This is a genomic window from Aquimarina sp. BL5, from assembly GCF_003443675.1.
Lineage (GTDB): Bacteria > Bacteroidota > Bacteroidia > Flavobacteriales > Flavobacteriaceae > Aquimarina.
Map to the genome: position 1 here is coordinate 1,982,567 of NZ_CP031963.1, position 26,398 is coordinate 2,008,964.

Consider the following 26,398-nt stretch of genomic DNA (forward strand, 5'->3'; position numbering starts at 1 on the left):
CTAAACTAGTAACAATCCTTTCATTATTTTAGAGACCATACAGTATACCCTTTTGGCGGTGCTTGGATCTTAACCCACTTCCCTCCTTGTGTAGTAGGCTCCCAACCAGAATTACCTGTATAATCTTTTATTGCTCTATTAGACCAGTTTGTCTGAATCCATCTTTCTTTCCAAGAGTTAGAATTATTGATATACACAATCAAACCATTTTTTCCTCCACCACCATTTCTTCTAGCTATATACTCGTCATTATCTGTCCAAAGATTAGAAGTATTACCACCAGCAAGGTTGTTATGAATCCAAATTAAGTTATTCAATTTATTTTTATCTAACCAGTCTTCATAATCTCTATAAAAAAGAGCTGGATATCCTTCATGAGTTAGAATATACGCATACGCCAAAAGTTTATTTGTATAAATCTCATCAGTATCATGATTCGCCACAAAGGTAACAGCTCTAGATGCATTTCTTTTCCATAACATATCTCCACTAAGTGCATTAAGATTGTTCCCTACAAATGCATCCCTCATTTTATAATAACATGCAAAATCAAATGCTGACATCTGTGCTTCGCTTGTCCACCAATCCAATGTATTTACATTTCCATCCCAATATTCTCCAACACCAAATGCACCAGTAGATTGACGAAATTCTTTTGCAACCCAAGGAGCAAAACCTTTTACATAATCAAATCTATATCCATCAAATCCCATAGTATTCTTATAGTACTTAGCAACAGAGTTACTTCTTTTCCATAACCAATCCTGAACATATGCTTTGTTATGACTTAAATCAGGAAATCCTCCAAAGAACCCACTATCAGAATTATAGGCTTCGTTTGGATGAAAATCATATTTTGTTCTATCGAATTTATTAGATAAGGGATTAAACTTTGTGTACGTATCTTTACCTGCAAATTCATTTGGCTCTAAATCTCCCCCACTGTTATGATTAATCACAATATCGGCGATCACATTTAATCCTTTATTATGAGCACTAGATATTAAAGATTCTAGTTCTGATTTAGATCCAAATCTGGTTTCGGTACTTCCCATTTGATTATATTGACCGAAATCGTAATAATCAAAAGGATCGTATCCCATAGAAAATGGCCCATTCTGAGCTTTACTTACCGGTGGTAACCAAATTGCATCAACACCTGCATTACTCCAGGAATTGACCTTTCCTTTTACAACATTCCACCAAGTACCACCAGCTGGAACATCCCAATAAAAGGCTTGCATCATTACTCCAGATCCTATAGATTTAAGACCTGCTCTAGTAGAAATTAATTCTTCAGGCTTTACAGACTCCGATTCTACGGAATCAAAAACCTCATCCTTACCGCACGATATCAGTAAAAAAGACACCGCCAATAAAAAATAGATAAACTTAAAAGTTTTCATAAAAATAAGTGTTTGTGTGTTAAATTTCTTACAATGTAATATTTTTACTTACAACGAAAACGTTTGAATCGAAACTCAAACGTTTTCGTGTTGATAAAATTTTAGCATCTGCGCAAGAATGAATATAAAAATCTACTAATTCATCATTTTTTTGTGAATGAATGAAGAAAATCCGCAAGTATTATTATTTACTCAACTATACGGTATAGATTTTATAAAACTCTCAAAAAAAAACATTATAACAACAAGGAATCTTTAGTAGCTCGTTTATATTCCTTCTGATCAATAATTACTTTATTGATAATCTCCCTCAAAACTTCAGACGCTCCACCTCCTGTGAGTTCATTTTTCTTTTAGGGTCTAAAACTTAAATTCTTTATTTTACACTATTCATAATTGTAAAAAGGTAATTCCAACTTCCCAAAGAAAGTAAATCAGAAACCCCGAGGCAGAGCCATCGGGGAATCATAAATAGTAAACTTGGGGAAGGGATTTCAGGGCAATTACTATAGCTACTTATTGTAAATAAGTTCAATTGACAGGGTCATTATACTCGAAAAACTATTATTTCAGCACTCTAATTCCGGAATAAATAGCTTCAAAATTATCAACTTCTCTAATTCTTCTATACACGTCTCTTCTTCTGGCATTCAAGTCACTCAAATACATCATTAAATCGCCTTCTTCGTTAATGAGTAGGAGTTCTTCTTCACCTCCTAAAAAACGTATCACAGCCGCAGCCCTTATTTTATTAAAACTATCGTTACCTTCCTCTTTTAGTAATACTGATAAATTTTGTGTTGCTACATTACTCATAGCTGTACTACTGGAAAAAAGGTTTTGCATAAACTCAGGTGACCCACCGGAAAAAACAATAGAAGTCATTCTATTACCATCAGCTAAATTGGAAGGTAATCCTGCGGCTGCAGAAATACCCTCTGCCGAAAAGGGAAACGGAGAACTATTAGTACTCAAAATAGTTTCGATACTTTCAGTATTGGAAGCATAAACTCCAATCGGATTTGCATTATTTATATCAAAATTATCATTCACAAAAAACCTATGTGATCTAACCCCTCCTTTATCTGTAAGCACCACCGTATTTTCAGGAAATCCTTTATCAGTTTCAGTATGCTTGAAACCAGCTCCAACATTATCCAAATTACTAACTCCTAGAGGTCCGTCGGGATCATTATGATCAAATATCCCTAATACTTCTCCTAGTCCTGCATTATAAATAGCATATCTATCACCTACATCATTATAGACACCTATTACTGCGCCATCTATATTAAAAGCAGCTCCTATACGGTCATCAGCACCGAAAATATCCACTAGATTTCGATAAGCTCTTAGCGGTAATTGTCCTTTTAACTCGCAAGTAGTTCTGCCAAATTCTGTTGCTAGGTTTACACCCACGATTTGATCAGGACGTTCTACACTTCTTACCACATAAGAAATAGGCAATGCAAAACGTAAGTCAGAAGTTTGACCTAATGCTGAAGCAATATCTCGAATATTCGTTTCACCAATCAATTCAAAAGCACCACTAGAAGGGCCTCCATATGCAATAACTTTTATTTTTAAGTCGCTTAAGCTTTCAACAGAGGAAACATCTAAGCTTGCTGAAGCATTAACGGCCAGGCCTGAAAAACTTGCATTGATACTTGCATCCATTTCCTGACGCGTAGAAGTCGATTCTATCAACATGTAAAAAACACGTCCAAAAGTTACAGAAGAAATAAATGTTGCCGGATTATCGGGCTGTACAAATGGTGCTAAATCTTCAGGAGTAACACTTTCGTCAAAAATTTGTCCGATATCTGTAGGCAAATCAAAACTCATCGTATACATACTTTGGTCTAATTTAACTAGTGTACGATTAAATTCTTTTTCTGTACTAAAACTAAAATTACTAGAAACATTTACTCTAAAGGCACGTACGTTAATACCTAACTCAACAGCCAGTTGTTCTTCAGACTCTACCTGTTCGATGTCTACTGTAAAATTTGCAGGTGCTTCTTCGCCAGAAGTACTGATAATTTGATTGATCGCATCTTGTATCGTACTACGTTTTACTTCATCTACCTCTGCAGAGGATTGCAAATTTCCGTTATTAATATTTATAGAAATAGTTCCTCCTGCACGTTCAACCACAATCGGAGAAGGTGTAGGTTCTGACAATGTACTTCCTTGTAACAAATTTCCAGGAAATATGACTTCAGCATTCGTATCGAATAAATTAAACTTTCCTGTACCATCTCTTAAATTAACAGTTTCGGTAACACAAATAAATCTAGAAGTAGTTCCATCTGCATTATCCGCATCTAAAGGTGCTTCTTCTACAGATACAATGTTTTCTATTCTTTCTTCATTAAAAGAAGGAATCTCATTTCCGATAGAAAACACATCATCATATGTTAAGGGTTCTCCTCCAACATTTGGGTCTTCGGGATTAACTGAATCATCATTACTACACCCCAAAGCGAGACATAATAAAATTAATACACTGAAATTGATAAAAGGTCTTGATAGCTTTTTCATAATACATTAATGAGTTTTAGATAAATGATTTATGGTGCAATACTACAAATGCAGTGAATGTTGAAAAAAAGAAATAAGATGAGGGCGAAAAAAAAGCGTTTAGAAGGAAAAAAAGCGGTTAAAAGGAATGCTTATTATTCCTTTAGATTTTGGGTTTATAGCACATATATATCAGGTATACAATACATAACGTGTTTACCTGATTTGATTTACATTTCGAAATAAAAAGTGATTATCAATCCTCTTTTTTGATCAAAAAAGCTCCACAACTTCATATAGACACAAAATAATATGAAGAAAAAAAGGTTTTTTGTTTGTCTTAAAACTATAGACAAACAAAAAACCTTTTAAAAATTCACAAGTCAGTAAGGTATCTTATTGATTATTCCTTAACAGCTGGCTTATATTCCTTCTTATCAATAACCATTTTGGCGAATTGAAAAAACAATTTTCACCAAAAAGCTATTTTTGATTATTCCTTAACAGCTGGCTTATATTCCTTCTTATCAATAACCATTTTGGCGATAATCTCTCTTAAGATTTCAGAAGTTCCTCCTCCTATTGGACCTAATCTACTATCTCTAAATAATCTAGCAAGTGGGTACTCTTCCATATAACCATAACCACCTAACAATTGAAGACATTTGTAAATTACCTCATCGGCTATTTTTGTAGAAAGTAATTTAGACATACTAGCCTCTTTTACTACATATTGCCCTTCATTCAATCTTTTAGCTACAGAATAATTAAATTCTTTACACATTTCTAATTCACTCGCCATATCTGCTACCGTGTGTCTGAGCGCCTGAAACTTATCTATAGTTCTTCCAAAAGCCTCGCGCTCACCCATATATTTAATAACATACTCTAAAGCAAATTCTGTTCTCGCGTGTGCATTAATACCCATTATCAACCTTTCTAAGGCGAAATGTTGCATGATATAAGAGAATCCTTTGTTCTCTTCACCCATTAAATTTTCCCAAGGTATTTTTACATTATCAAAAGCTATTTCTCCTGTATCAGAAGCTTTCCAACCTAATTTATCTAACTTCGTAGCAGAAATCCCTGGCGTATCTCGATCCATAATAAAGATACTGATCCCCTTATTACCAAGTTCTGGAGTAGTTTTAGCTGCCACTACCAAATAGTCACTATATACTCCATTAGTTATAAATGTTTTAGACCCATTAATAACATAAGAATCTCCTTCTTTTACTGCCGTAGTTCTCATACCAGCAACATCAGAACCTCCAAACGGTTCGGAAATACATAAACATCCTATCTTTTCACCGGTGATACTACTTCTTAAGTATTTTTCCTTGATTCTATCATCACCTTCTTTATTGACATGTGTCATTGCTAAATATACATGTGCCCACATTGCTGCAGCAAAACCACCAGAATTAATTTTCTGTAGCTCTTCTAAAAATATTACGGTGTAAAAAAGATCCAAATCTAATCCTCCATATTCTTCGGGATAAGAAATTCCGAAATATCCCATCTCACCGAATTTCTCCCAAATGAAACGATCTATATCTCCAGTTTTCTCCCACTTCTCAATATGTGGAACTACCTCTTTTTGTAAAAAATCCTTAAGACTTTCTCTAAATAATTCGTGCTCTTCTGTAAAATACATGTTGTTTAGATGATAACTTTAATTTATATATAGCAACATATCACTGTAAAGAAATAAACATCTTAAATCTTGAAATCAAATTTAAGTATTATCAATATTTACAGTAATTTTTTCCGATTTTTAATTTAATATCAAATATAACGCTATTCTATCTATTTTTTCTAAAGAAAAACCTTCAATTTTTCCTAATTCTTCAAAACTTGATATACCGTTATTCTCTTCTATAAAATCCTTTATATCCAAAGCAGTTTCAAAATCAAAATAAGGAACTTCCATCAGTTCTTTCACCGAAGCCTCATTTATATTAATCCTCTCTATGTCCTTCTTTGTCTTAACAGTGTATAGTGCCAGAATCTTATCTCGTTGATTCTCATAAAGCCCTATTACATCCTTCAGCTGGAGGTCACTTATGAATCCACTCAACTTGTTTCTATGTTTTATAATTCTTTCCGCAATAAAATTAGGAACTCCTATTTTTTCTTGAAGCTCAGCCGATGTTACTTTATTAAGGTCTTCTTTCTGAGTAAAAGATTTTACTGGATACTTACTCTTTTGGTAAGATTTAGAATTTTTGGAGTTTTTGACCCAATCAGGAAATTTAAATAACGGTGAAATCACCGCCAATAAGGAATCAGAAACTTTAGTAATAATCTTAAACTGTGAAACAGAATTTATCCATTTATTATCTTTCCTATATGCATAAAGTCTATCCAACTCTTCTGTAGACATCCCTAAAGTATATCCTTTATAATCACTTATAAAATTAGGATTAAAAGGTCTTAATCTATATGATTCTTTCTTCTTGATTGCTTCCTTTTTAAGAGAATCAATCTGAGTTTGAAATCTTCCTAATTCCTTAAAATCATTAGAACTATTTACAGAACCGGGATAGTAATACAAAGCTAAAAGGAAAAGAAAAATCAATACAACTAAAAGAAGAATCCCATTTCGGAAACGACTGTGTATCTCGAAATGGGATTTTATAGATTTCATATAAGACGATAAATAATCTTAATTTTTAGATGCTTTTATTGCTTCAAAATATCTTTCAAGTTGTTTCTTAACCACAGGGAACAAGAAAAACAGTCCAACCATATTAGGAAAAACCATTGCAAATATCATTGCATCGGAGAATGCCCAAATAGAGTTCATACTTGCCGCTGCTCCAATAACAACAAAGGTTAAAAATAAAAATTTATATGTTAAATCGGCTGCTTTACCTCTACCAAATAAGAACTTCCATGATTGCAACCCATAATAAGACCAAGATATCATAGTTGATACCGCAAACAATACTACTGCGATTGTCAAGAAAATATCAGAATAAGGAATAAACTTACCAAAAGCTTGTGCAGTGATTCCTGCTCCTTCATATGACACTCCGTCTATTAAAACAGCACCACTACCATCTCCCCCATATTGAAAAGCACCACCAGAATTAAATATAATAATTACCAAAGCTGTCATTGTACAAATTACCACTGTATCAATGAACGGCTCTAACAATGCTACCAAACCTTCAGAAGCTGAATATTTAGTTTTTACAGCAGAATGTGCAATGGATGCAGATCCCGCTCCCGCTTCATTAGAAAAAGCTGCTCTTTTAAAACCAACTAGAAGCACTCCTATAAGACCTCCAACACCTATCGCTTTAGGATTAAAAGCTTCCGTAACAATCATACCAATAGCATCATCAATAAATGAAAAATTACTAAAAATAATATACAAACAAGCAATAATATACATTACAGCCATTAAAGGAACTACTTTTTCTGTCACAGAAGCGATTCTCTTAATCCCTCCAATAATTATAATTCCAACAAGAATGGCCAATATAACACCTATGATTGTTCCAGCGCCTGCACTTTCCAAACCAAACATTTCCTTTAATACAATGGTTGCTTGATTAGACTGTGCTGCATTACCACCACCAAAAGATCCACCAATACAGAATATAGCAAATATAACTGCAGCAATTTTACCTACTACCGCAAATCCTCTTTCTTTAAGTCCTTTACTTAGATAATACATAGGACCTCCATATACAGTTCCATCTTCTCCTACATCTCTATATTGTACACCTAAGGTACATTCTACAAATTTCGTAGACATTCCTAACAATCCACAGATAATCATCCAGAAGGTTGCTCCTGGTCCACCTAGTGCTATTGCTAAAGCAACACCTGCAATATTACCATTACCTACAGTTCCAGAAACTGCTGTTGCCAATGCCTGAAAGTGAGAAACCTCTCCATCTTTACTTTCATCTCTGATTGTATCAGGTATGTCTCCATCTACCGCTGCAGCTGGATCTCCTAAACTATGCCCTTCTACATCATCATACTTACCTCGCACCACATTAATAGCTTTCGCAAAATACCGAATATTAGGGAAACCAAAATATATGGTAAAGAATAGTGCACTTAACACCAATAAAATAATTACAAATGGTGCCCCATTAAAAACCTCAAAAAAGATAACATTAGAGAAAAAATCGGAAACCGGTTGAAAAGCTTCATCTATTTTTTGATCCAGACCTTTTTCTGTGGTCTCCTGCGCAAATGTTATAAATGGAATGGTAAGAGCTAAAATTGAAAGAAGAATTCTCTTCATAATGTGTGAGTTAATTGAATTTAGTTTTTTAGAAGTGAGCAAGATGCTAAAAAAAACCATTGTTTACAATAATTTAACGGTTAAATCTTTTGTAATAGTCTAAATATTAAATTCCTTATTCAGTTGATTCACCTGTTCTGGACGACCTATTATTACTATCTTAGAACCTGGTTTTAAAATTGTATCTGCCCCTGGGTTCACCACATAATCTCCTTCAGGTGATTTATATCCAATAATAGAACAACCTGTTTTTGATCGCATATCGATCGTTCGAATGGTTCTTTCTTTTTCATCATCAAACATATCTTCAAAAGAAACTTCTTCAATGTTTATAGATTTTTTCCCAACAATAGAAAGATTATCTAAAAACTCGATCAAATCAGGAACCACAACTAAAGAAGCCATATGATCACCTCCTATTCGATCCGGCATAATTACATTATCTGCTCCCGCCAATCTAATTTTCTTATAAGATGCATCCTGTGATGCTCTGCTAATTATTTTTAAATCCTTATTAATTTGTCTAGCTGACAATACTATAAAGAGGTTGTCTGCATCCTCTGGTAATGTACAGATCAATGTAATCGCCTTCTTAAGTCCCGCTTCGATTAGTACATCATCTTCCGTAGCATTTCCTTTAAGAAATAACAAAGATTCACTTTGGTATCGTTGAATAATTTCTTCATCTTTTTCGACGATAATGAACTTTTTATTATAGGCCGTTAATTTTGCTGCGGCTTGTTTACCATTACGACCATATCCCACAATAATGATATGATTTTCTAGTTGATGTATCATTTTTTGTATTTTACGGTTTTGCATTCTCTTTGGATCATTTTTACTTACTATGTATTCTGTTATTACCGAAACCGAGTAAGCAAAAATAGCTACACTAGTAGATATCAAAAATATAGTAAATAACTTGCCATTGTCATCCAGTGGTTGAACCTCTCCAAAACCCACGGTAGTCATTGTAATTACCGTCATATATAGGGCATCTACCCAGGTATAATCAGAGATATAATGAAATCCCAATACTCCTGTAGTTATAACAACAATCAGCAAGATCAATGCTATATATATTCTTGGTCTTCCCCAACTATAAAGCTTTATCATAAATCAAAAACTGAAGTTCGTTTTGTATATACAAGATCCTTTAATTTCAACCAGAACGCCATATTAAGGTAAACAACAAATCCTAATCCCGCCGTAGCAAAAGTCAAATAAATAAAAAACAAACGTACATTTTTAGCGCGCATTCCTAATCTATCTGCTAGCCTGCTAGAAACGTAAAATCCGTTCCGTTCTAAAAAATGTCTTAGATTATAAAGCATAATGCAAAATAATTATATTATCCCAAACTACCCTCTCTATTCAATAAATAATTACCAATCGAACACTTTAAACAAGCTTTTTGATCACAGTAGTTATTCTTAAGCTGAATCATAGATTGAGAATGTAAAGCATCCTCCATATTCACTCCTAAACTAATAAACTTATCTGATATCGTATTCTTTTCTACAGGCAACTGAGATATCAAGCCTAAGATTTCTTCTGAAGCATCTTTTCCTTGGCTTTTGGCATATAAAAACTTTAGAGGAATGACTGTGTTTATTAAGATCAAATGAATAAATGACTTTGTTACTCTTTTCTTTCTGGCAGCAGATTCTTTATCAAAAGTATAATGAGTTTTCCAGAAACCACTCGCACTTGTATCAAATAGTTCGTAAAATTTTTCTAGATCGTTAGCCATAATGACCTTACTAAATAGCTGCTTATTTTTAAAATAAAGGTTTGCTAACTGAGATACCCGAATTGTTGGAAAATTAGAAGGGCGTAGTCTAAAAAACTGAAAAGGCAATACACCGTGATTTTTTAAAGTGAACTTATTTTTTAAAAATTGATAATGCTTCAACAACTCCTTAACATATGAAACATCTGAATCCGGATTCAGAAAACCGGCCTGACCATACAACAAAGCCTCTAACTGCTTTAGATTATTACTACACTTTCTAAGAATTGAAAAATCAAAAGAATTAGCTAAGCTTAAAAAGGGATCACTGTTAACTTTCAGCCCAAAATTCTTTGACAATAATTTAAAGAGTACTGTTTCCCAATCATTTGAAGACTTATTTAGTAATTCTTTTATCAATTCAGATTTTTGTTCTAACCTTTCTAAATAGAGTCTTTCCTGCCAATTGAAAATTATGAAATCGGAAACATCACAAAGTTCCTTTTCGCATTGAATCCAATTAACATCTTTACTTTGAAAGAGTTTTTGATATTGAGATACTATATTTTCATCAATATAATCTTTAAGCTGTAAGGCAGGGATTCTCGAATTATTCTTTCTAAAAACTTCAATATCATTTTCCCATACCACGTGTAATATAACATTATCATAAGCAGGATCACTCTCATGATGATGAACATACCAATCACTTGACTTAATATGGATCTCGACATTACCAGCCCATTTCTGATTATCGATCACCAATTGAGCATTAAAAAAATCCGGACCAGAATTCATCTGATTATGTTCACCAACTCGTTGAAGTACAATTGGCAGACGGTTTGTAGTTTTTAGATTTGAAAAATTAAACTTTTTATATTTCCATAGGTAGTGTAAAAACTCTTCCTTCATACAATCATTAATTATTATTTTAAAGAAAACCTCTTGATTTCTATAATCATGTGTAATTAATGATTAAAATGTTACCCTTTTTGATTTAATTAAATAGTAAAAAATTCTTTTGAACCTATTAGAGAGAGATATTCTCCCTTAAAACCATACTATATTGAATCAAATAGTACTATTTTCTCTCTATAGTTCTTAAAAAAGACTTAAATCTATCAAAAATGTACTATTGGTAAGATTTTATGTATTAATGGAAATTGCTACAACTATTTGATTTCTTTAATTTGCTATCAGAAATAGGGAAGATAATTTCAAGAAAATATAAAGATTACAAAATCCTAAGCTTAGTTGAGTTTGTGTTAGGTTATAGATGGTTGTCATTTTTTGATGACCATCTTTATTTTATATCAATCTTGGAGATAATCAAATTTGGATATCCGGATAGATGTCAAATTTATTAAAAAAGGCTTTTTTAAATTTTGAAGAATTGGAATAATTTAGATTATCCATTACCTCTTTAATCGACAACCCTTCTGCAAATATCATATTATAGGAGCTTTCTAATTTTTTATTATTAAAAAACTCTAAAGGCGTTTGATCATGAATCTCCTTAAACATATTGAAGAAGTTGGTACGACTCATATGTGCCATAGACGCCAATTGATCAACACCTATAAAAGGTTCGTGTAAATTATGCTCTAAATAATTACTAACCTTATAAATCTTACCTACTTGTGAACTATTTATATTAAATGGATTACTTTCTGTTTCCCACATTAAAACGTCTTTCCAGAACGTTTCTAGCAAACGAATTCCTCTTGCAATGAAAAATAAATAATTCTCTACCTTATTAAGATCCGGAGAAACTATTTGATCAAACAGGACAGACTGTTTATATGAAAGATAAAACTTATTAATATGCTGATGCGAGTATCGAATGTAACTATCTACTCTTTCTGCCATATCACTATTTTTGAGAAAGTAGGGTTTTATGTACTCACTTTTCAGTACAATCATAATAGATTTCACCTCAGCACCTTTAGTAATATAAACTCTTTCACCCTGTTGCGCATCCATGCATCTCATATTTCCTGGAGTATAGCCATCAGAATATGAGCTTATGATTTCATTCTTCTTTATTTGATGATCTAATGAATACTTTCTAAAATGTAAAATGATATCTTTTTCAGCAATAGGTTCCCTTGTATACTCTATATCAACATGTGCTCTATAATTATTAATAAATAGAAAGACTTCTGGAGATATTTTATAATAACTTAGATATCCTTCTCCAATCTCAGGAGGAAAATAGATTCTATCACTGGTTCCTTTCGGATCTAATTGAGATCTAAAATAGTTCCTTATTTGATCTATATCAGAAAAGTCAAATGAATATTTTTGCATAGCCCTAAGATTTTATACGAACCTTTCTATATAGATTGATATTTGACTATAAAGTTGCGTAAAACAGCATCTAAATTAAGATTGATGTATAAAAACAACCCCTATATTAGCTTGTTAAACTAATAAAGGGGGTTCCTTACCTGTTATAAATATAATAATTTATTTTATATGACTGATAACATCATATTTTGTAATGATATGATGTTTACCATTATCAAGAGCTACAAGAACTGCTGGATTACCATTTTTTATTAATCCTGATATTTCATCGAGTGATGTGTTTGCTTTAACTATTGGAAAAGGGTCATTCATAATCTCCCTAATTGGAGTATCTCCAGTATTTTTATCTTCAAGAAATGCAGTAAACAAAGCACTTTCATCTACAGAACCAACAAAACCTTCACTATCTAAAACTGGTATTTGAGATATTTGAAATTTACGCATGCGCTCTATTGCATGAGAAACTAACTCTTCCGTTTTCACCGTTATCAAAGGTTTTTCTATGTGATTTTTAACTAAATCGACTGCAGTAGACACTTCTTCTTCCAGAAAACCACGTTCTCTCATCCAATCATCATTAAACATCTTACCCACGTAACGACTTCCGTGATCATGAAATAACACAACTACTACATCATCTTTTGTAAAATGATCTTTTAATTGTAATAATCCCTTAATTGCCGCTCCAGCACTATTTCCAAGAAACATTCCTTCTTCTTTAGCAAGTCTCTGAGTATATACTGCTGCATCTTTATCCGTTACTTTCGTAAATCCATCAATAATCGAAAAATCTACATTTTCAGGTAAGATATCTTCTCCGATACCTTCTGTTATATAAGAATACACTTCATTTTCATCAAACACACCAGTTTCATGATATTTTTTAAAAACGGAACCATAAGTATCTATTCCCCAAATCTTGATATTAGGATTTTTTTCTTTCAAATACTTTCCAACTCCAGAAATTGTTCCTCCAGTGCCTACTCCTACAATAAAATGAGTAATCTTCCCATCCGTTTGTTCCCATATCTCTGGTCCAGTACTCTCGTAATGCGCTTTTGCATTAGAAGGATTATCATACTGGTTTACATACCAAGAATTAGGAGTTTCTTCTGCTAATCTTTTAGAAACAGAATAGTATGACCTTGGATCATCAGGCTCTACATTTGTTGGACACACCATTACTTTGGCACCAACTGCTCGTAGAATATCCATTTTTTCTTTGGATTGTTTATCTGCCATTACACAGATCAACTTATACCCTTTTACAATAGCCACAAGAGCTAATCCCATTCCAGTATTACCAGAAGTACCTTCGATAATAGTTCCTCCAGGCTTTAATCTTCCATCAGCCTCGGCATCTTCAATCATTTTTAAAGCCATTCGATCTTTAACCGAATTTCCGGGATTAAATGTCTCGTATTTTGCCAATACCAGCGCATCTACATCTTTAACTAAAGGATTCATTTTTACCATAGGTGTATTACCAATGGTTTCTAATATATTATTTGCGTACTTCACAAGCTTACTAATTTATTACAGTCTCTTACAATTGTTTTTTATGCGGTGCAAAGATACAAATACAAAGTCATTAAGTAAGAGGAAGATGCCTTATTTACCGCTACTGAAATCTTATTGCTTTAGAAGGTGATATTTTAGCAATCACATAAGATGGTATAAGAAGCATTGCTAAACATAATATTGTGGTTCCAACATTAAGTAAAATAATATATCCTATGCTTATATACACCGGAGCAGTACTCACATAATAAGTAGCTGGATTAAGACCTATAATTCCATAATGTTTCTGGATAAACAACAAACTTATGCCAATAAGGTTACCCCAAAATAAACCAAGAAGAATTAAGTATCCTGCATTATATAAAAATACTTTTCGAATACTCCAATCATTAGTTCCTAATGATTTTAGGATCCCTATCATTTGCGTTCTTTCTAATATCAAAACAAGTAATGCCGTAATCATATTGATTCCTGCAACTAATATGATAATTCCAATAATCCCAATGATATTTAGATCAAAAAGTTTAAGCCACTCAAAAATACTACCATACTTTAAAGCAATCGTTTGCGCTTCTAAATCAGACGGAATACTCTCATAGATTTCTTTACCTTTCTTATCTATTTCATCAAAATTATCTATAAATACCTCAAAACCTCCTACCTCGCCATCTTTCCATTTATTCATTTTTTGGATATGCCTTATATCTGCAAAAATAAATTTCTCATCAAACTCCAGAAAACCGGAATCGTATATTCCCACAATTTCGAAAGCACGAATATTGGCCGGAATTTTAGAGCTGGAGTTTTTCTTTAAAAAAACCGTATTCGCTTTATCTCCTACTCCCAAACCTAATCGTGATGATGTATAAGCTGATATTAATATCTGATTATTTCTGGGATCTGTAAAATCTGGTAAGACACCTTCTATTAAATACTCTTTAAAATATGACCAATCATAATCTTCTCCAATGCCTTTAACTACAACTCCTTCAAAATCATTTTCAGTCCTAATAAGACCTCCTTTTGTAGCAAATCTCTGGACGTGTTTAATACCATCTACATCAACAAAGTTTGGATAAAAATGTTGGTCTTTTTTAATAGGAATCAAAGATTCTATACTATTATTGTTATCATAACTAGTAATGATAACATGTCCATTAAACGCTGCAACTTTTTCTCTGATTTTACGTTGTAAACCTATACCAGTAGCAACCGTTATTAACATCATAACCATACCGATGGCTATAGCAAAAATGGCTATTTTTATGATTGCAGATGATATGCTACTTTTATGTTCCTTACCTTTGATAAGGCGTTTGGCAATAAAATATTCGAAATTCAAAGTTATTTATGGTTTTTATCAGAAATGCATTCAAAAATACGTTTTTATTCTTTTTCACACTCCTTATTTCTTGTGGAAGCGGAACAAAAACCTCTTCTCAGACAAATCCTGAAGGCAAAATGCCCATTATCAACCAAAAAAATATCATTTCAGAAAGTCAAAAACAAGATTCTCTGGACATTTTGGAACCAATTGTTGTAGGAGCTAATCAGACTGAGCTCTATTTACCATTACTAAAAGATAAAAAAGTAGCCATTGTTGGTAATCAGACTTCTGTCATTTTCAAATTTCCAAATCTAGGACCTCTTTTACAAACAGAAGGTGTTACTCCAACTGCCTTAGAGCAATATACACATCTAGTAGATTCTCTTTTGTCTAGAAATGTCAACATCCAAAAGGTTTTTGCTCCGGAACACGGTTTTAGAGGTAAAGCAGATGCTGGAGAATTGGTAGCAGATGAAAAAGATATTAAAACAGGATTACCTATTATTTCTTTACATGGTAAAAACAAAAAACCTTCTACTGAAGCTCTTTCGGATATAGAAATCGTAGTCTTTGACATCCAAGATGTTGGAGCAAGATTTTATACCTATATTTCTACACTACATTATGTAATGCAAGCCTGTGCAGAAAATAATATACCTTTACTAATCTTAGATCGCCCTAACCCAAATGGGCACTATATCGACGGGCCTACTTTAGAACCAGAACATGCTAGCTTTCTGGGAATGCACCCCATTCCTCTAGTTCACGGCATGACTATAGGTGAATATGCGAAAATGGTAAATGGTGAGGGCTGGTTAGGAGATGGTCTGAAATGTGAAGTCAAAATTATACCTATCCAAAATTATACGCACCAAACGCATTATAGCTTATCTATTAGACCTTCTCCTAACTTACCAAATGACACATCGATAAATCTTTATCCAAGTCTTGGTTTTTTTGAAGGAACAACTATTAATGCTGGTCGTGGCACGGAAATGCAATTTCAGATTTTTGGTTCTCCGGATTTCCCAATTGATCAATATGATTTTGCTTATACACCACAACCCAATTTTGGATCGAAATATCCAAAACATAAAGGAGAAGTTTGTTATGGAAAAGATCTAAGAAAAACTGAACGACTTCACGGTATAAACCTGCAATGGATGCTTGACGCTTATCGTAATTCTAAAAACAAAGAAGGTTTTTTTAATACCAAGTCGTTTACAATACATGCAGGAACACAAAAATTACAACAACAAATTGAGCAAGGGTATACTGCTAGAGAAATCAAAAAGACTTGGATAAAAGATCTTGAAAATTTTAAAAAAATAAGAGCACAATACCTTCTCTATAATTAACACAAAAAGGGAGCGGTAAGAACCCTGTTTTCAGGGATATTTAGACCTTTCAAAATTAATACCTTTGACCATGTATAAAGGATTATGTTCAGGGATTTTATATAGGTTTTGAAATTAATAACTAGTTTTATTGCTAAAATAGATAATAACATTATTCCTATTCTATCATATGGCTATTTATTAAAAGTATACTAAAATTCTGAAAAAACCATCAAATCATATCGCGCTGATTAATTCAAAATTATTCGATTTTTCAAAACGAATAGTGATTATTTATTCTATGCTCATTTCTTGTAATGTTTACAGTCAGATCGATGGTAATAATCTATCTCTATCTTCTAAAAAATTGAATCTCTATTCTGAAGAACAAAAACAGTTAGATGAAGCATACAATCTTCTAGGAACAGAAAGAGAACTAGACGCTTATAGTAATAGTCTGCGTTTATTAAAAAAAACTAAACATAAAAAAAATAAAATTTATGCTAATATCATCATAGGTATTTATAACAATGACAGAAACTTAGCTGATTCGGCATTATTTTATGGAAATGAAGTCATAAAACTAGTCGGAAAGCAAAAGGACTCATTATCAATGCTCAGGTTATCATCCGCGTATAATATTATTGCCAATGCGTATGGAGACAAAAGCTTATTAGAAGAGAGCAAAAAATGGCATCTGAAGGGTATCGAAATTGCCCAAAAGTATCAAACTGGAGAAAGATACTTTAAAAAAGTACACAATTTAGCTTCAACATATATAAGGTTAGAGAATTATGATTATGCCATCAAACTTCTAGAATCTTGTCTTGAATATACAGAAAATACTAGATTTACATTTACGGTCTACATTAGTTTGGCAACTGCCTATTCTTATAAAAATGATTTTGAGTTAGCTCTTTCTTATTTAAAAAAAACTCTTGAATATTTTAAGGACGACAAAGGTTCAAGAAATAAGATTATAATATTACAAAATATCGGGGCTCAGTATCATCTGATGAAAAATCATGAAGAAGCATTATCTTATTATAATGAAGCGCTTGTTTTAGGAAAAGACAAGAAATATTATAGACCAATGTTAGATGCTATGAATAATATTGGTTTAGTTTATCAGGACAAAGGGATGCATGAAAAAGCGAAAAAAGCATATCAGGAATCACTCCTGATTTGTGAAAAGTTAGGTTTTCTTGACAAACAAATTGTCATATACAATCGTCTTGAAGAAAGTTCGAAAATACAAGGCAAATATCAAGATGCATACATGTACTTTGGAAAAAAAATCAAAATAAAAGACTCTATCAACGAACTCCAAAAGGATAATGACATAAGAGAACTTGAGATAAAATTTAAGACTTTACAAAAAGAGAAAGAAATTAAATTTTTACAAGTAGAAAACACCAATAAAAAACTTGAGTTAGCAAATCGTGAAGAAGCAATTAGAAATCTAACGCTGCAACAGGAGATTGAAAAGAAAGAGAGTGAAATACGGAAGAAAGAAAATGAAAACAAACTTCTATCTTTTCAGAATGCAACAGAAAAAACATTAAACGAAAATATTCTTTTAAAGAAGAATGAAGAGATTAAGGATGCACAATTAGAAATACAACAAGCTGAAACAACTAGACAAAAAGGGTTTAAAAATATCATTTTATATTCTTTTTTAATACTTTTAATTCCGGTTATTGGTTTACTAGTTACTTATTATCAAAAAATAAAAGCTCAAAGCGAATTAACTAAAAAACAAGAGGAAATAAACGAAGAAAGAATTTCATCCTTACTAAAAGATCAGGAATTGAAAGTTATTAAAGCCTCTATAGAGAGCCAGGATAAAGAAAGAAAACGTATTGCACAAGAATTACACGACAGTATTGGAGGGAATCTTGCTGCAATTAAACTTCAATTAAATAATAATAAAAATAAAAACGAAGGCTACATAAAGGGAATTAATACTCAAATAGACGACACTTATGAATTAGTTCGTGATCTTTCTCATAACTTGATACCTAAAAAATTTAGTAAAAATAATTTTTGTGATGTACTTGAGGAATATTTCAAAAATATTGGTGGAGCAAGTAGTCTTAGGACTTCCTGCAGCGTATATCCAAGAAAAGAAATTGATTTATTGGGAGAAGAATTACAAATAGAAACTTTTAAAATCATCCAGGAACTTATTACCAACAGTATTAAACACGCGAAAGCTTCATCTATCGAGCTCCAACTTAATTTGGTAGAAGATGAATTAAGTATTTTATTCGAAGATGATGGTGTAGGTTTTGATACAAATAAAAATATAGAAGGAATTGGATTTAGAAATATAAGAAGTAGATTAAACAAAATTTCTGGAACCATAGACATTGATTCTAGGATCAAAAGAGGAACTATTATTAATATAGAAATTACCAACTTAACAACTACCATAAATGAAATACAACCTAATTATAGCTGATGATCATAAAATGTTTTTGGATGGCTTATTAAGTATTCTGAATTCTGAAAAAGATTATAATATTTTGTTGACTGCCAAAAACGGTAAACATATTGCCAAATATTTAGAGATAAATCCAGATGAAAAAATAGACCTAATTATCACGGATATCACAATGCCAGAAATGGATGGTATTGCTCTTAATAAGATTGTAAAGCAAAGAAAATCAAACATTAAAACACTGGTAGTAAGCATGCACAATAATCCAGATATGATTGATAATCTCATTGAACATGATGTCGATGGTTATGTGCCAAAAAATGCCGAAAAAGAAGAACTTCTTAAAGCAATACAAACCATATTAAAAGGAGAAAAATATTTTTCGCGTGAGATAAAGGATATCTATATGGAAAATAAGTTCTCTAAAAAAAAGGACGAAGAAGTAAAACTTACTCAAAGAGAAGTAGATGTAATTACACTAATCGCACAGGAATTTACAACTCAGGAAATCGCTGATAAATTATTCTTAAGTAAACATACAATAGAAAGTTACCGAAAAAACTTAATTGCTAAACTTAACGTAAGAAATCTTGCTGGATTAACTAAGTATGCCTTAAAAATGAAGTATATACAACACTAATTTTTTTATAGTATTTATATAGTAAAGACTAAGTCCTAATGAATTAAACTGTTAACTCCCTTGTCGCAATGGAATTAACATAAACCAAAAGTAGTATTTATTAGTAAAATTAAAAACATCTACTAACCTACAGGAAACCCTACCGCTCTCTCATTTAATACCAATTATCCATTACAAGAATACTTACCACTGTTTTCAGGGTATTCATTTCCCCTAGAAAGGGTGTTTCCAGTAGCTTAGATATATGCCATCTTTGTACTGTAATTATTGACAAACAATACATCAAGACTTACAGCATTAAACTAATTACTAACCCTATAAAACCATAAAGATATGATCTGGGGAATCTCATTAATTTTATTAAGTATTTTAGCAGTACCATCATTATTGCTTTCAAAAAAACCTAACGCCAAAGAACTTTTAGAAAAAATCGAGCCTTACCAAGGATGGATTGGACTTGTATTCTGTTTCTGGGGTGTTTGGGGAATTATTTCTGCTATCTTAAATCTTGGATGGCTTACTACATATCCAATCTGGTGGGTAACCTTATTAGCAGGTAACATTATTTCTGCAGTATTAGGATTCATGTTAGGTTTTGGACTTATCAATAAATTTTTCTTATCTAAAAATGAAGCAGCAAAAGAAAAAGCTAACGAACTAAGAGCAAAATTAGCTCCTAAACAAGGTAAACTAGGAGTATTTGGACTAATCGTTGGCGGATGGATGATCGTAGCATCATTCCTATTCTTTACATAAGACGTTAGTTAGTTGAAGAATGGAGAGAGAAAGAAACCTTTCTTTGAGATTGAATTCTCTCTCCTATTCCTAACTCAAGTAAAGTTTCAAACTAAAAGAATATCTAACATACATTGATTAGCCATGATCATATTCGGGACAAGTTCTTCTACCATACATCCTGCAAAACTTGATGGAGGTTGTTGCCCTTTTTGCAAAACCAAAAATCAGATGTGGATTCAGGGGTATAGAAAATATTTTCACGTATTCTGGATTCCGTTTTTCCCACTGTGGAAAAAAATCTACTCAGTATGTAGTCATTGCAAAGGTGTTTTTGAAAAAAAAGAATTTAAAGATCAAGAATTGACCACTAGTTTCGAATACTTCGAAAACAATAAAATCAAAATTCCTTGGTATCATTTTACCGGTATTATCCTTGTATTATTATTGATTATGTTGATATCCATATTACCATTTTTAACTAAATAAACAATTTTAAATTACACAAATTATCAAATTATGAGAACAAAAATTTTATTTCTATTAAGTATTATTATACTTGGAACTTCAACAACATTACAAGCGCAAAAACTAAAAAAATTCGGTAGTTCTGTCGAGAAAAAAATAGGTCCAAAAACAATAAAAGTGCCATATACAGATGTAGTATCATATCTTGGATATGCAGCTCCAGGTAACGAAGATGAAGTAAAGGATGGGAAAAAATTCTACTATATCTATGTATGGGTACCATTAGCCGCTCCAGAATTGGGAGTTCGAATGATGTCGCCTGTAGGGAAAAATAAAATTAAAAAAGCTACAATGTCTAAGGCATACGAAGAGAATGCCAAATCTGCCGATTATTTTGACACCTATATTACATTAGAGCGTTCTGATATTATTAGTACTGCTAATATTAGTCAAGACGCAGTGGATAGTGCAAACTGGACTATTCTAGAACGTAATGATGATAGTGGAGAGATGCCGAAACAACCAAGTGGTAGTACGTATAACTCTTTGTTAAGATATAAAAGTGACATTAATGATCCTTTAAAAGCATTAACTGTTGGGTTATACCGTATAGGTTTTACTACCTATAAAACCGGAGAAGTAAAAGGTACTTTCTTAGCAGAAGTTGCGGCTCCAATAAAAATACCAGGTGTAGTAATGGCTAAAACTATTAAAGACTTAAAAGAAGGACTTAGCAAATAATATATTTCTAACAAACAAAACTGGATAGTTATTCCTATGTTCAAAAAACATGGGGATAACTTTTATCTAAAATGTTTTTATACACTTAAAGCATTTAAGATGACAATGACCTGATAATTATCAATAAATTCCATGACATTAGATATAGTTAACACTTGATTAAATCGGGTCATTTGTTTTATGAAATAATGGTATATTTCTAATCCGTATGATCAATACCACAAATTCCGAAAATGAAATCAATCCTTTTACTAATCACATTATGTATGCAAATGACATATTCTCAAAACACCAAACCAAACCAAGAAGTAAAAAGATTAATTGAATTAGGAAGAGATCATATCATTGATTTAGCGTTAAAAAAAATAAAAGAGCAAGAAATAGAAGATATCAAAAAAGATGATTTTCATTTTATTAAAGTAAAAGCTAGTGATCAAAGAATATTGGTCGAACTGGGTTATAATGTTTTATACTTACCCAAGAATACTAGTTATTATTCGGGTATTTCGGTAGAGTTTCCATCTAAATTTGTTTCCAAAAGCAGCGTAAATAATGATGGAGAAAACACTACTTTTTATCGACCAACATCAGAATACATAAAAGTTATTAATTTCATCATGAATCCTGATGGAGCACGTACTGATATTTTTAACAAAGGAAAGAGATGGTCCCCAACGATTATTTATGAAAAAGAAAAACACTACTTAGTAGATTTTTCTGCAAGAGATCCTGAATTAGGAGGAGGGTTTTCTAAAGAAGAGATAGATAAAGAAACCGGAGAAGTACTCTCTACTCTGAGTGGTCATTATGCAAGAATGCCAGAAGATATGTTTCCGAGAGATTTATCAGGTGAAAAAATTGAACGAGAAGAATTTATTGAAATTAGCAATTGACTTCAAAATAAAGAAACTTGAGAATAAAATTATATTAATTTTTGGAGTCACAATAGAAACCAAAAATTAATAATGATCTTGTATTTAGTGTGAAACCTGATCTGAAATAAACTGATCATAATTATTAAAAAACACTTAAAATGCAGGAAACAAAATCGTAATAATCATATGGTTAAAAAAGTATTTATTCTTCTAGTCTTAGTTTTGAATAATCCAATGAAAGCACAAGAACCAAATTCAGAGATGTATGTCACCGCGGTTGCTGAACTGATCGATATTTTTTCTACAGGAAAAAGACATAATTCTCATGTCTTTACGTTTAAAATTAAAAAAGTACTTTCAGGAAGTACGAATGATTCAATTTTCAAAACTCAAGAAATCTTTAATGATTTTGGCGCTTCCGACATATTTTTCAAAACTAAATCATACCTATACGATGGTGAACCTGCGGAAAGTACGGATGTAGTTATAAAATATACATCGAACGGTCGTCTAAAATGGATTGCAGAAAAGAATAGAAGATTTAGTTTAGAAAGCTTAGAGTTACTTTTAGAAACATATACTAAGAAAAATAATCAAAAATCTAATTTTAACATGCTCATCGAACGTGAAGGGAAATTATTTTTTAGTGATGATGGCAAAAATCAGAAAATAGCAGTAGAATCTCGTACAGGTTACAGAAACTGGGTTATCGCAACAATTGACGAATAAAAACATATTAAGAATAATTGCCAAAAAAAAGCCACTCTATGCACGTCTATTACTCTTATGCTCCAAAGGCATCAATTCCTTCATCTTCTCTACTATATTATAAGCAGCAGGACAAACGGTGATATTTTTCATAGTTAAGTCAGAAATCTGATGAAACTTTTTTCGATCGGTATGAGGAAACTCTTTACAGGCTTTTGGTCTTACATCATAAATCAAACAATAATTATCCGCAGCCAAAAAAGCACAAGGTGTTTCTTGTAATACAAAATCTCCATCTTCATCTTTTTTTAGATATTGATTTTCAAACTGAATAGATTTCATTTTTAAATGCTTCGAAATTCGATCTACATCAATATCTGTAAACAAAGGTCCGGTTGTTTTGCAACAATTCGCACATTCTAAACAATCTGTTTTCTGAAACTCTTTCGTATGCAAATCCTGCATAAACGTATCCAAATTCTTTGGGGGTTTCTTTTTAAGCTTTGCAAAATACTTTTTATTTTCGTTCTGTGTATCTTTGGCCAGTTTCGGTAATTGATCTATGAATTCTTGCATAGAACAAAATTACGAATTATGAATTACGAATTTCGAATTAAGAACTATAATGATTAACAAAGATATTTTCGGAGAAGCGATTAAAGATTTTTATTACAAAAAGTATAGCGAAGATATTATAGTACAGGCTCCGGATTTTGATGATGATATCATACCAATCCCTTATTTATTCCGAAGTTATTCCGAAATGCCAAAAATCGAGCAAAAAGCATTGGACCTTGCTTTTGGAGATGTTTTAGATGTAGGTTGTGGCGCCGGAAGTCATAGTTTATTTCTTCAGGAAGAAAGAAAACTAAATGTACACGCTATAGATATTTCTGAAGGAGCTATAGAAATAGCTAAAAAGAGAGGAGTTACCAACGCATCTGTTCAAGATATTTTTAATCTTAAAGAAGCGCAGTATGATACCTTATTGTTTTTAATGAACGGAAGTGGAATCATAGGAAAACTAAACAACATTGACATTTTTTTTTCCAACGTAAAAAAACTATTGAAACCCAATGGTCAAATACTGATTGACTCTTCGGATATCTCCTATTTATTTAGTGAGGATGATGGAAGTTTTTGGGTAGATGCATCCGCTGGATATTACGGAGAGATGCAATATCAATTAAAATATAAAAAACTACAGTCTGATTGGTTTGATTGGTTGTATATTGATTATAATACGTTACAGAATGCAGCAAATGCCAATGGTTTTGTTTGTGAGTTAGTGCTTCAAGGAGAAAATGATGATTATGTCGCTAAACTAATTTATGGTATCTAATACCCTTTAGCCTTTAGTTTCTTAACAGTTTCATTATACAAATCCCTGCTCCATTGCTCACTAACTTCTGCTACCATTGTCGTTAATGAATTGCTTTGACTTTGAACCTTTTTTCCAACTTCAGAATCATAAAACAGAGATAATTTATTTTTTTGATCATCACTGAGCTGAGTTCTATCTTTAACCATTTGCTGTCCAGTTTCAGATTCGTAGAAAACAATAAGCTGTTTGATATCTTCGTGAGTAAAATTACTGCGATACGCCGATACTAATAATGATTTAATATTAGTCAATGCAGCTGTCTTATTACCTTTTAATTCTTCCCAAACTTTGTCTGGAATATCCTGTGTACTATGTTGTTGTTTTAGCATCGTAAACATTTGATCTATTGCCGCATCATATTGTTGTTCAGTTCCGTTTAATTCAAAATATCGAATAGCATCTTGATGGTACGATCTTTGTGACGTACAAGCAGTACTTGTTAAAAATAAAGTTAAAGCAAAAACTATATCTCTCATAAATTCGTTTATTTACTAACCAATACCTCTGGAAAATCAATTTTTATGCAAATTACAAAATTCTTTAGTATACTTTTATTTACATCTTTACTATTGGTTGGATGTTCTGATGATGACGAAAACACTTTTGTACCTGATAGCCAGTCTTCTAACAAACAACCTTTAGGCAGTTCTGCCAATGACTTGCTAAGTGATACTAATTTTAAAGGATTGACGGTAGAGATTGTTTCTGTGCAAGGGTTTGAACCTACGGTGACAGCCATAAATACATTTAGAAATTTTCTGGAAGAACGTCTTTTTAAACCAGATGGAATTACGATAAATCAACGTTCGGTTTCTTCTTCAGGATTAGCACCATTTAATATTGAAAAAGTAAAACAAATTGAAACTACTACAAGAACCGAATTTAATGAAGGAGATGAAATAAAGGTATATATTTATTTTGCAGATGGAACTAATGATATCGATGAAGGAGCTAGAGTAACCTTAGGTACTGCTTACTTAAATACTTCTATCGTTATTTATGAGAATACACTCCGCAAATTAAGTAGTAATCCCAATGGACCGATGTTATCTACGGTCGAAGCTGCTGCATTAAATCATGAATTTGCACATCTATTAGGTCTCATAAATATTGGTACATCATTGCAATCTCAGCATGAAGATAATGAATCTAGAGGTCATTGTAATGTACAAAGCTGTTTAATGGAAGCTGCTATAGAATTCGAAACCGGAATGATGAGTATGTTAAACAACGGAGTTCCAGAACTAGATGCATTATGTATTGCCGATCTACAAGCAAATGGAGGAAGGTAGTATATAGTACTGAGTAGTTAGTAGGCAGTATTAAGTAGGTAGTAAAATAGTATATTTATCTTTTAGTTGTGGTTAATTCTGAAAACAAACTATGGGAACACATATTGACTGTTTCATTCCGAAAGAAAATGATTATCCTGTTAAGGAAATAAAACAAAAACTGACAAGTGTTTTTAATAGACTAAAATCTGAATATTTACATCTAGAAAAATATGGAACTTTCACAGAAAACGTACATGGAAAATGGTGGATTAGCCTTATTCCGGCTGAAAATGGAAATCCTGAATATAAGACAGGAGAAGGAGATAGTTTTAGTATTGATATTTATGATAAAACAATATGCATTAGTTCAGTAGAAAGATTCTCGAGTTTATATCTAACTGAAAGAAATATAGCTAAAGAATTATTTCAAATTATAACTGAATTAAGCAACATATTTAGAACGACTGACAAAATACTAATTGGAGCAGGTGGATTTGGAGAAACTGACCATATCATGGATATGGCTTTTAATGAGAGTGCAGATTTTGAGCAACTTTGCAAAAAAATGACTGAATTAAATGGAATTCCCGCAAGTGATTTAAATGAATTAAAAGACAGGTCTTGGTATCTGAAAAAATAAAAAACTAACCATAACACGGTATAACTTCTGATTCTTCACCTCTCAAAGCAAAGCGTCCTCACAA

Annotated in this window: 24 protein-coding genes; 11 read left to right on the forward strand and 13 right to left on the reverse strand. The window is 32.1% G+C overall.

The features are described from left to right. Positions 1-23: 23 nt before the first annotated feature. From D1818_RS08500 to D1818_RS08550, 11 genes are all read right to left on the reverse strand, one after another. Positions 24-1,406 (reverse strand): alpha-amylase, encoded by a 1,383-nt coding sequence (locus D1818_RS08500; protein WP_118457946.1) that lies wholly within the window; start codon positions 1,404-1,406, stop codon positions 24-26. Positions 1,407-1,970: 564 nt separating this feature from the next. Further along, positions 1,971-3,950: a thiol-activated cytolysin family protein gene (locus tag D1818_RS08505; RefSeq protein ID WP_118457948.1), complete on the reverse strand. Its 1,980-nt coding sequence runs from the start codon at positions 3,948-3,950 to the stop codon at positions 1,971-1,973. A 472-nt stretch (positions 3,951-4,422) separates the two neighbouring features. Then, positions 4,423-5,586, reverse strand: coding sequence for an acyl-CoA dehydrogenase family protein (locus D1818_RS08510; RefSeq protein ID WP_118457950.1), 1,164 nt, complete (start codon positions 5,584-5,586; stop codon positions 4,423-4,425). A gap of 120 nt (positions 5,587-5,706) precedes the next feature. After that, a complete protein-coding gene (locus tag D1818_RS08515) occupies positions 5,707-6,579 on the reverse strand; it encodes a helix-hairpin-helix domain-containing protein (RefSeq protein ID WP_118457952.1) in 873 nt (290 codons plus the stop codon). Positions 6,580-6,597: 18 nt separating this feature from the next. After that, positions 6,598-8,199 carry a sodium:alanine symporter family protein gene (locus D1818_RS08520; protein ID WP_118457954.1) on the reverse strand — a complete coding sequence of 534 codons (1,602 nt, stop codon included), beginning with the start codon at positions 8,197-8,199 and terminating at the stop codon, positions 6,598-6,600. Between the two features lie 99 nt (positions 8,200-8,298). After that, positions 8,299-9,315 carry a TrkA family potassium uptake protein gene (locus D1818_RS08525; protein WP_118457956.1) on the reverse strand — a complete coding sequence of 339 codons (1,017 nt, stop codon included), beginning with the start codon at positions 9,313-9,315 and terminating at the stop codon, positions 8,299-8,301. Beyond that, positions 9,312-9,533 (reverse strand): PspC domain-containing protein, encoded by a 222-nt coding sequence (locus D1818_RS25715; protein ID WP_118457959.1) that lies wholly within the window; start codon positions 9,531-9,533, stop codon positions 9,312-9,314. The genes D1818_RS08525 and D1818_RS25715 overlap by 4 nt, the downstream gene beginning before the upstream one ends. Positions 9,534-9,550: 17 nt before the next feature. Beyond that, on the reverse strand, positions 9,551-10,843 hold the full coding sequence (locus tag D1818_RS08535; protein WP_118457961.1) for a DUF2851 family protein: 1,293 nt from the start codon (positions 10,841-10,843) through the stop codon (positions 9,551-9,553). A gap of 417 nt (positions 10,844-11,260) precedes the next feature. Further along, positions 11,261-12,241 (reverse strand): AraC family transcriptional regulator, encoded by a 981-nt coding sequence (locus D1818_RS08540; RefSeq protein ID WP_118457963.1) that lies wholly within the window; start codon positions 12,239-12,241, stop codon positions 11,261-11,263. Between the two features lie 159 nt (positions 12,242-12,400). Further along, positions 12,401-13,762, reverse strand: a complete 1,362-nt coding sequence (locus D1818_RS08545; RefSeq protein WP_118457965.1) for a pyridoxal-phosphate dependent enzyme — start codon at positions 13,760-13,762, stop codon at positions 12,401-12,403. Between the two features lie 100 nt (positions 13,763-13,862). After that, positions 13,863-15,104 (reverse strand): ABC transporter permease, encoded by a 1,242-nt coding sequence (locus D1818_RS08550; RefSeq protein WP_118457968.1) that lies wholly within the window; start codon positions 15,102-15,104, stop codon positions 13,863-13,865. An 8-nt stretch (positions 15,105-15,112) separates the two neighbouring features. Between D1818_RS08550 and D1818_RS08555 the strand changes: the two genes are divergently transcribed. From D1818_RS08555 to D1818_RS08590, 8 genes are all read left to right on the forward strand, one after another. Further along, positions 15,113-16,447, forward strand: a complete 1,335-nt coding sequence (locus tag D1818_RS08555) for an exo-beta-N-acetylmuramidase NamZ domain-containing protein (protein ID WP_118457970.1) — start codon at positions 15,113-15,115, stop codon at positions 16,445-16,447. 265 nt (positions 16,448-16,712) lie between these two features. Next, entirely contained in the window at positions 16,713-18,890 is a 2,178-nt protein-coding gene (locus D1818_RS08560; RefSeq protein WP_147406174.1) for a tetratricopeptide repeat-containing sensor histidine kinase, read from the forward strand. Then, entirely contained in the window at positions 18,865-19,509 is a 645-nt protein-coding gene (locus D1818_RS08565; RefSeq protein ID WP_118457974.1) for a response regulator transcription factor, read from the forward strand. The genes D1818_RS08560 and D1818_RS08565 overlap by 26 nt, the downstream gene beginning before the upstream one ends. 333 nt (positions 19,510-19,842) lie before the next feature. Further along, positions 19,843-20,265, forward strand: a complete 423-nt coding sequence (locus D1818_RS08570) for a hypothetical protein (protein ID WP_027393777.1) — start codon at positions 19,843-19,845, stop codon at positions 20,263-20,265. Between the two features lie 123 nt (positions 20,266-20,388). Then, a complete protein-coding gene (locus D1818_RS08575; RefSeq protein WP_118457976.1) occupies positions 20,389-20,733 on the forward strand; it encodes a zinc-ribbon domain-containing protein in 345 nt (114 codons plus the stop codon). Positions 20,734-20,763: 30 nt separating this feature from the next. Continuing rightward, positions 20,764-21,453: a Lipl32 family lipoprotein gene (locus D1818_RS08580; RefSeq protein WP_118457978.1), complete on the forward strand. Its 690-nt coding sequence runs from the start codon at positions 20,764-20,766 to the stop codon at positions 21,451-21,453. 233 nt (positions 21,454-21,686) lie between these two features. After that, a complete protein-coding gene (locus tag D1818_RS08585) occupies positions 21,687-22,346 on the forward strand; it encodes a hypothetical protein (RefSeq protein ID WP_147406173.1) in 660 nt (219 codons plus the stop codon). A gap of 216 nt (positions 22,347-22,562) precedes the next feature. Beyond that, complete coding sequence (locus D1818_RS08590; RefSeq protein WP_120752519.1) at positions 22,563-23,057, forward strand: hypothetical protein; 495 nt, start codon at positions 22,563-22,565, stop codon at positions 23,055-23,057. Positions 23,058-23,093: 36 nt separating this feature from the next. Here D1818_RS08590 and D1818_RS08595 read toward each other — a convergent pair whose 3' ends face one another. Continuing rightward, positions 23,094-23,612, reverse strand: coding sequence for a YkgJ family cysteine cluster protein (locus D1818_RS08595; RefSeq protein WP_118457984.1), 519 nt, complete (start codon positions 23,610-23,612; stop codon positions 23,094-23,096). A 49-nt stretch (positions 23,613-23,661) separates the two neighbouring features. Between D1818_RS08595 and D1818_RS08600 the strand changes: the two genes are divergently transcribed. Next, the gene (locus D1818_RS08600; RefSeq protein WP_118457986.1) at positions 23,662-24,378 is read left to right on the forward strand and encodes a bifunctional 2-polyprenyl-6-hydroxyphenol methylase/3-demethylubiquinol 3-O-methyltransferase UbiG; all 717 of its coding nucleotides are present in this window, start codon (positions 23,662-23,664) and stop codon (positions 24,376-24,378) included. Here the strand turns inward: D1818_RS08600 and D1818_RS08605 are convergent. Then, entirely contained in the window at positions 24,375-24,896 is a 522-nt protein-coding gene (locus D1818_RS08605) for a DUF2059 domain-containing protein (RefSeq protein WP_118457988.1), read from the reverse strand. The two genes, D1818_RS08600 and D1818_RS08605, sit on opposite strands and share 4 nt — an antisense overlap. A 45-nt stretch (positions 24,897-24,941) precedes the next feature. On the opposite strand from D1818_RS08605, the gene D1818_RS08610 reads away from it, so the two are divergent. Together D1818_RS08610 and D1818_RS08615 are read left to right on the forward strand one after the other, a co-directional pair. Then, positions 24,942-25,712, forward strand: a complete 771-nt coding sequence (locus D1818_RS08610) for a hypothetical protein (RefSeq protein WP_118457990.1) — start codon at positions 24,942-24,944, stop codon at positions 25,710-25,712. A gap of 91 nt (positions 25,713-25,803) precedes the next feature. Continuing rightward, a complete protein-coding gene (locus D1818_RS08615) occupies positions 25,804-26,334 on the forward strand; it encodes a hypothetical protein (protein WP_118457992.1) in 531 nt (176 codons plus the stop codon). Positions 26,335-26,398: the final 64 nt, after the last annotated feature.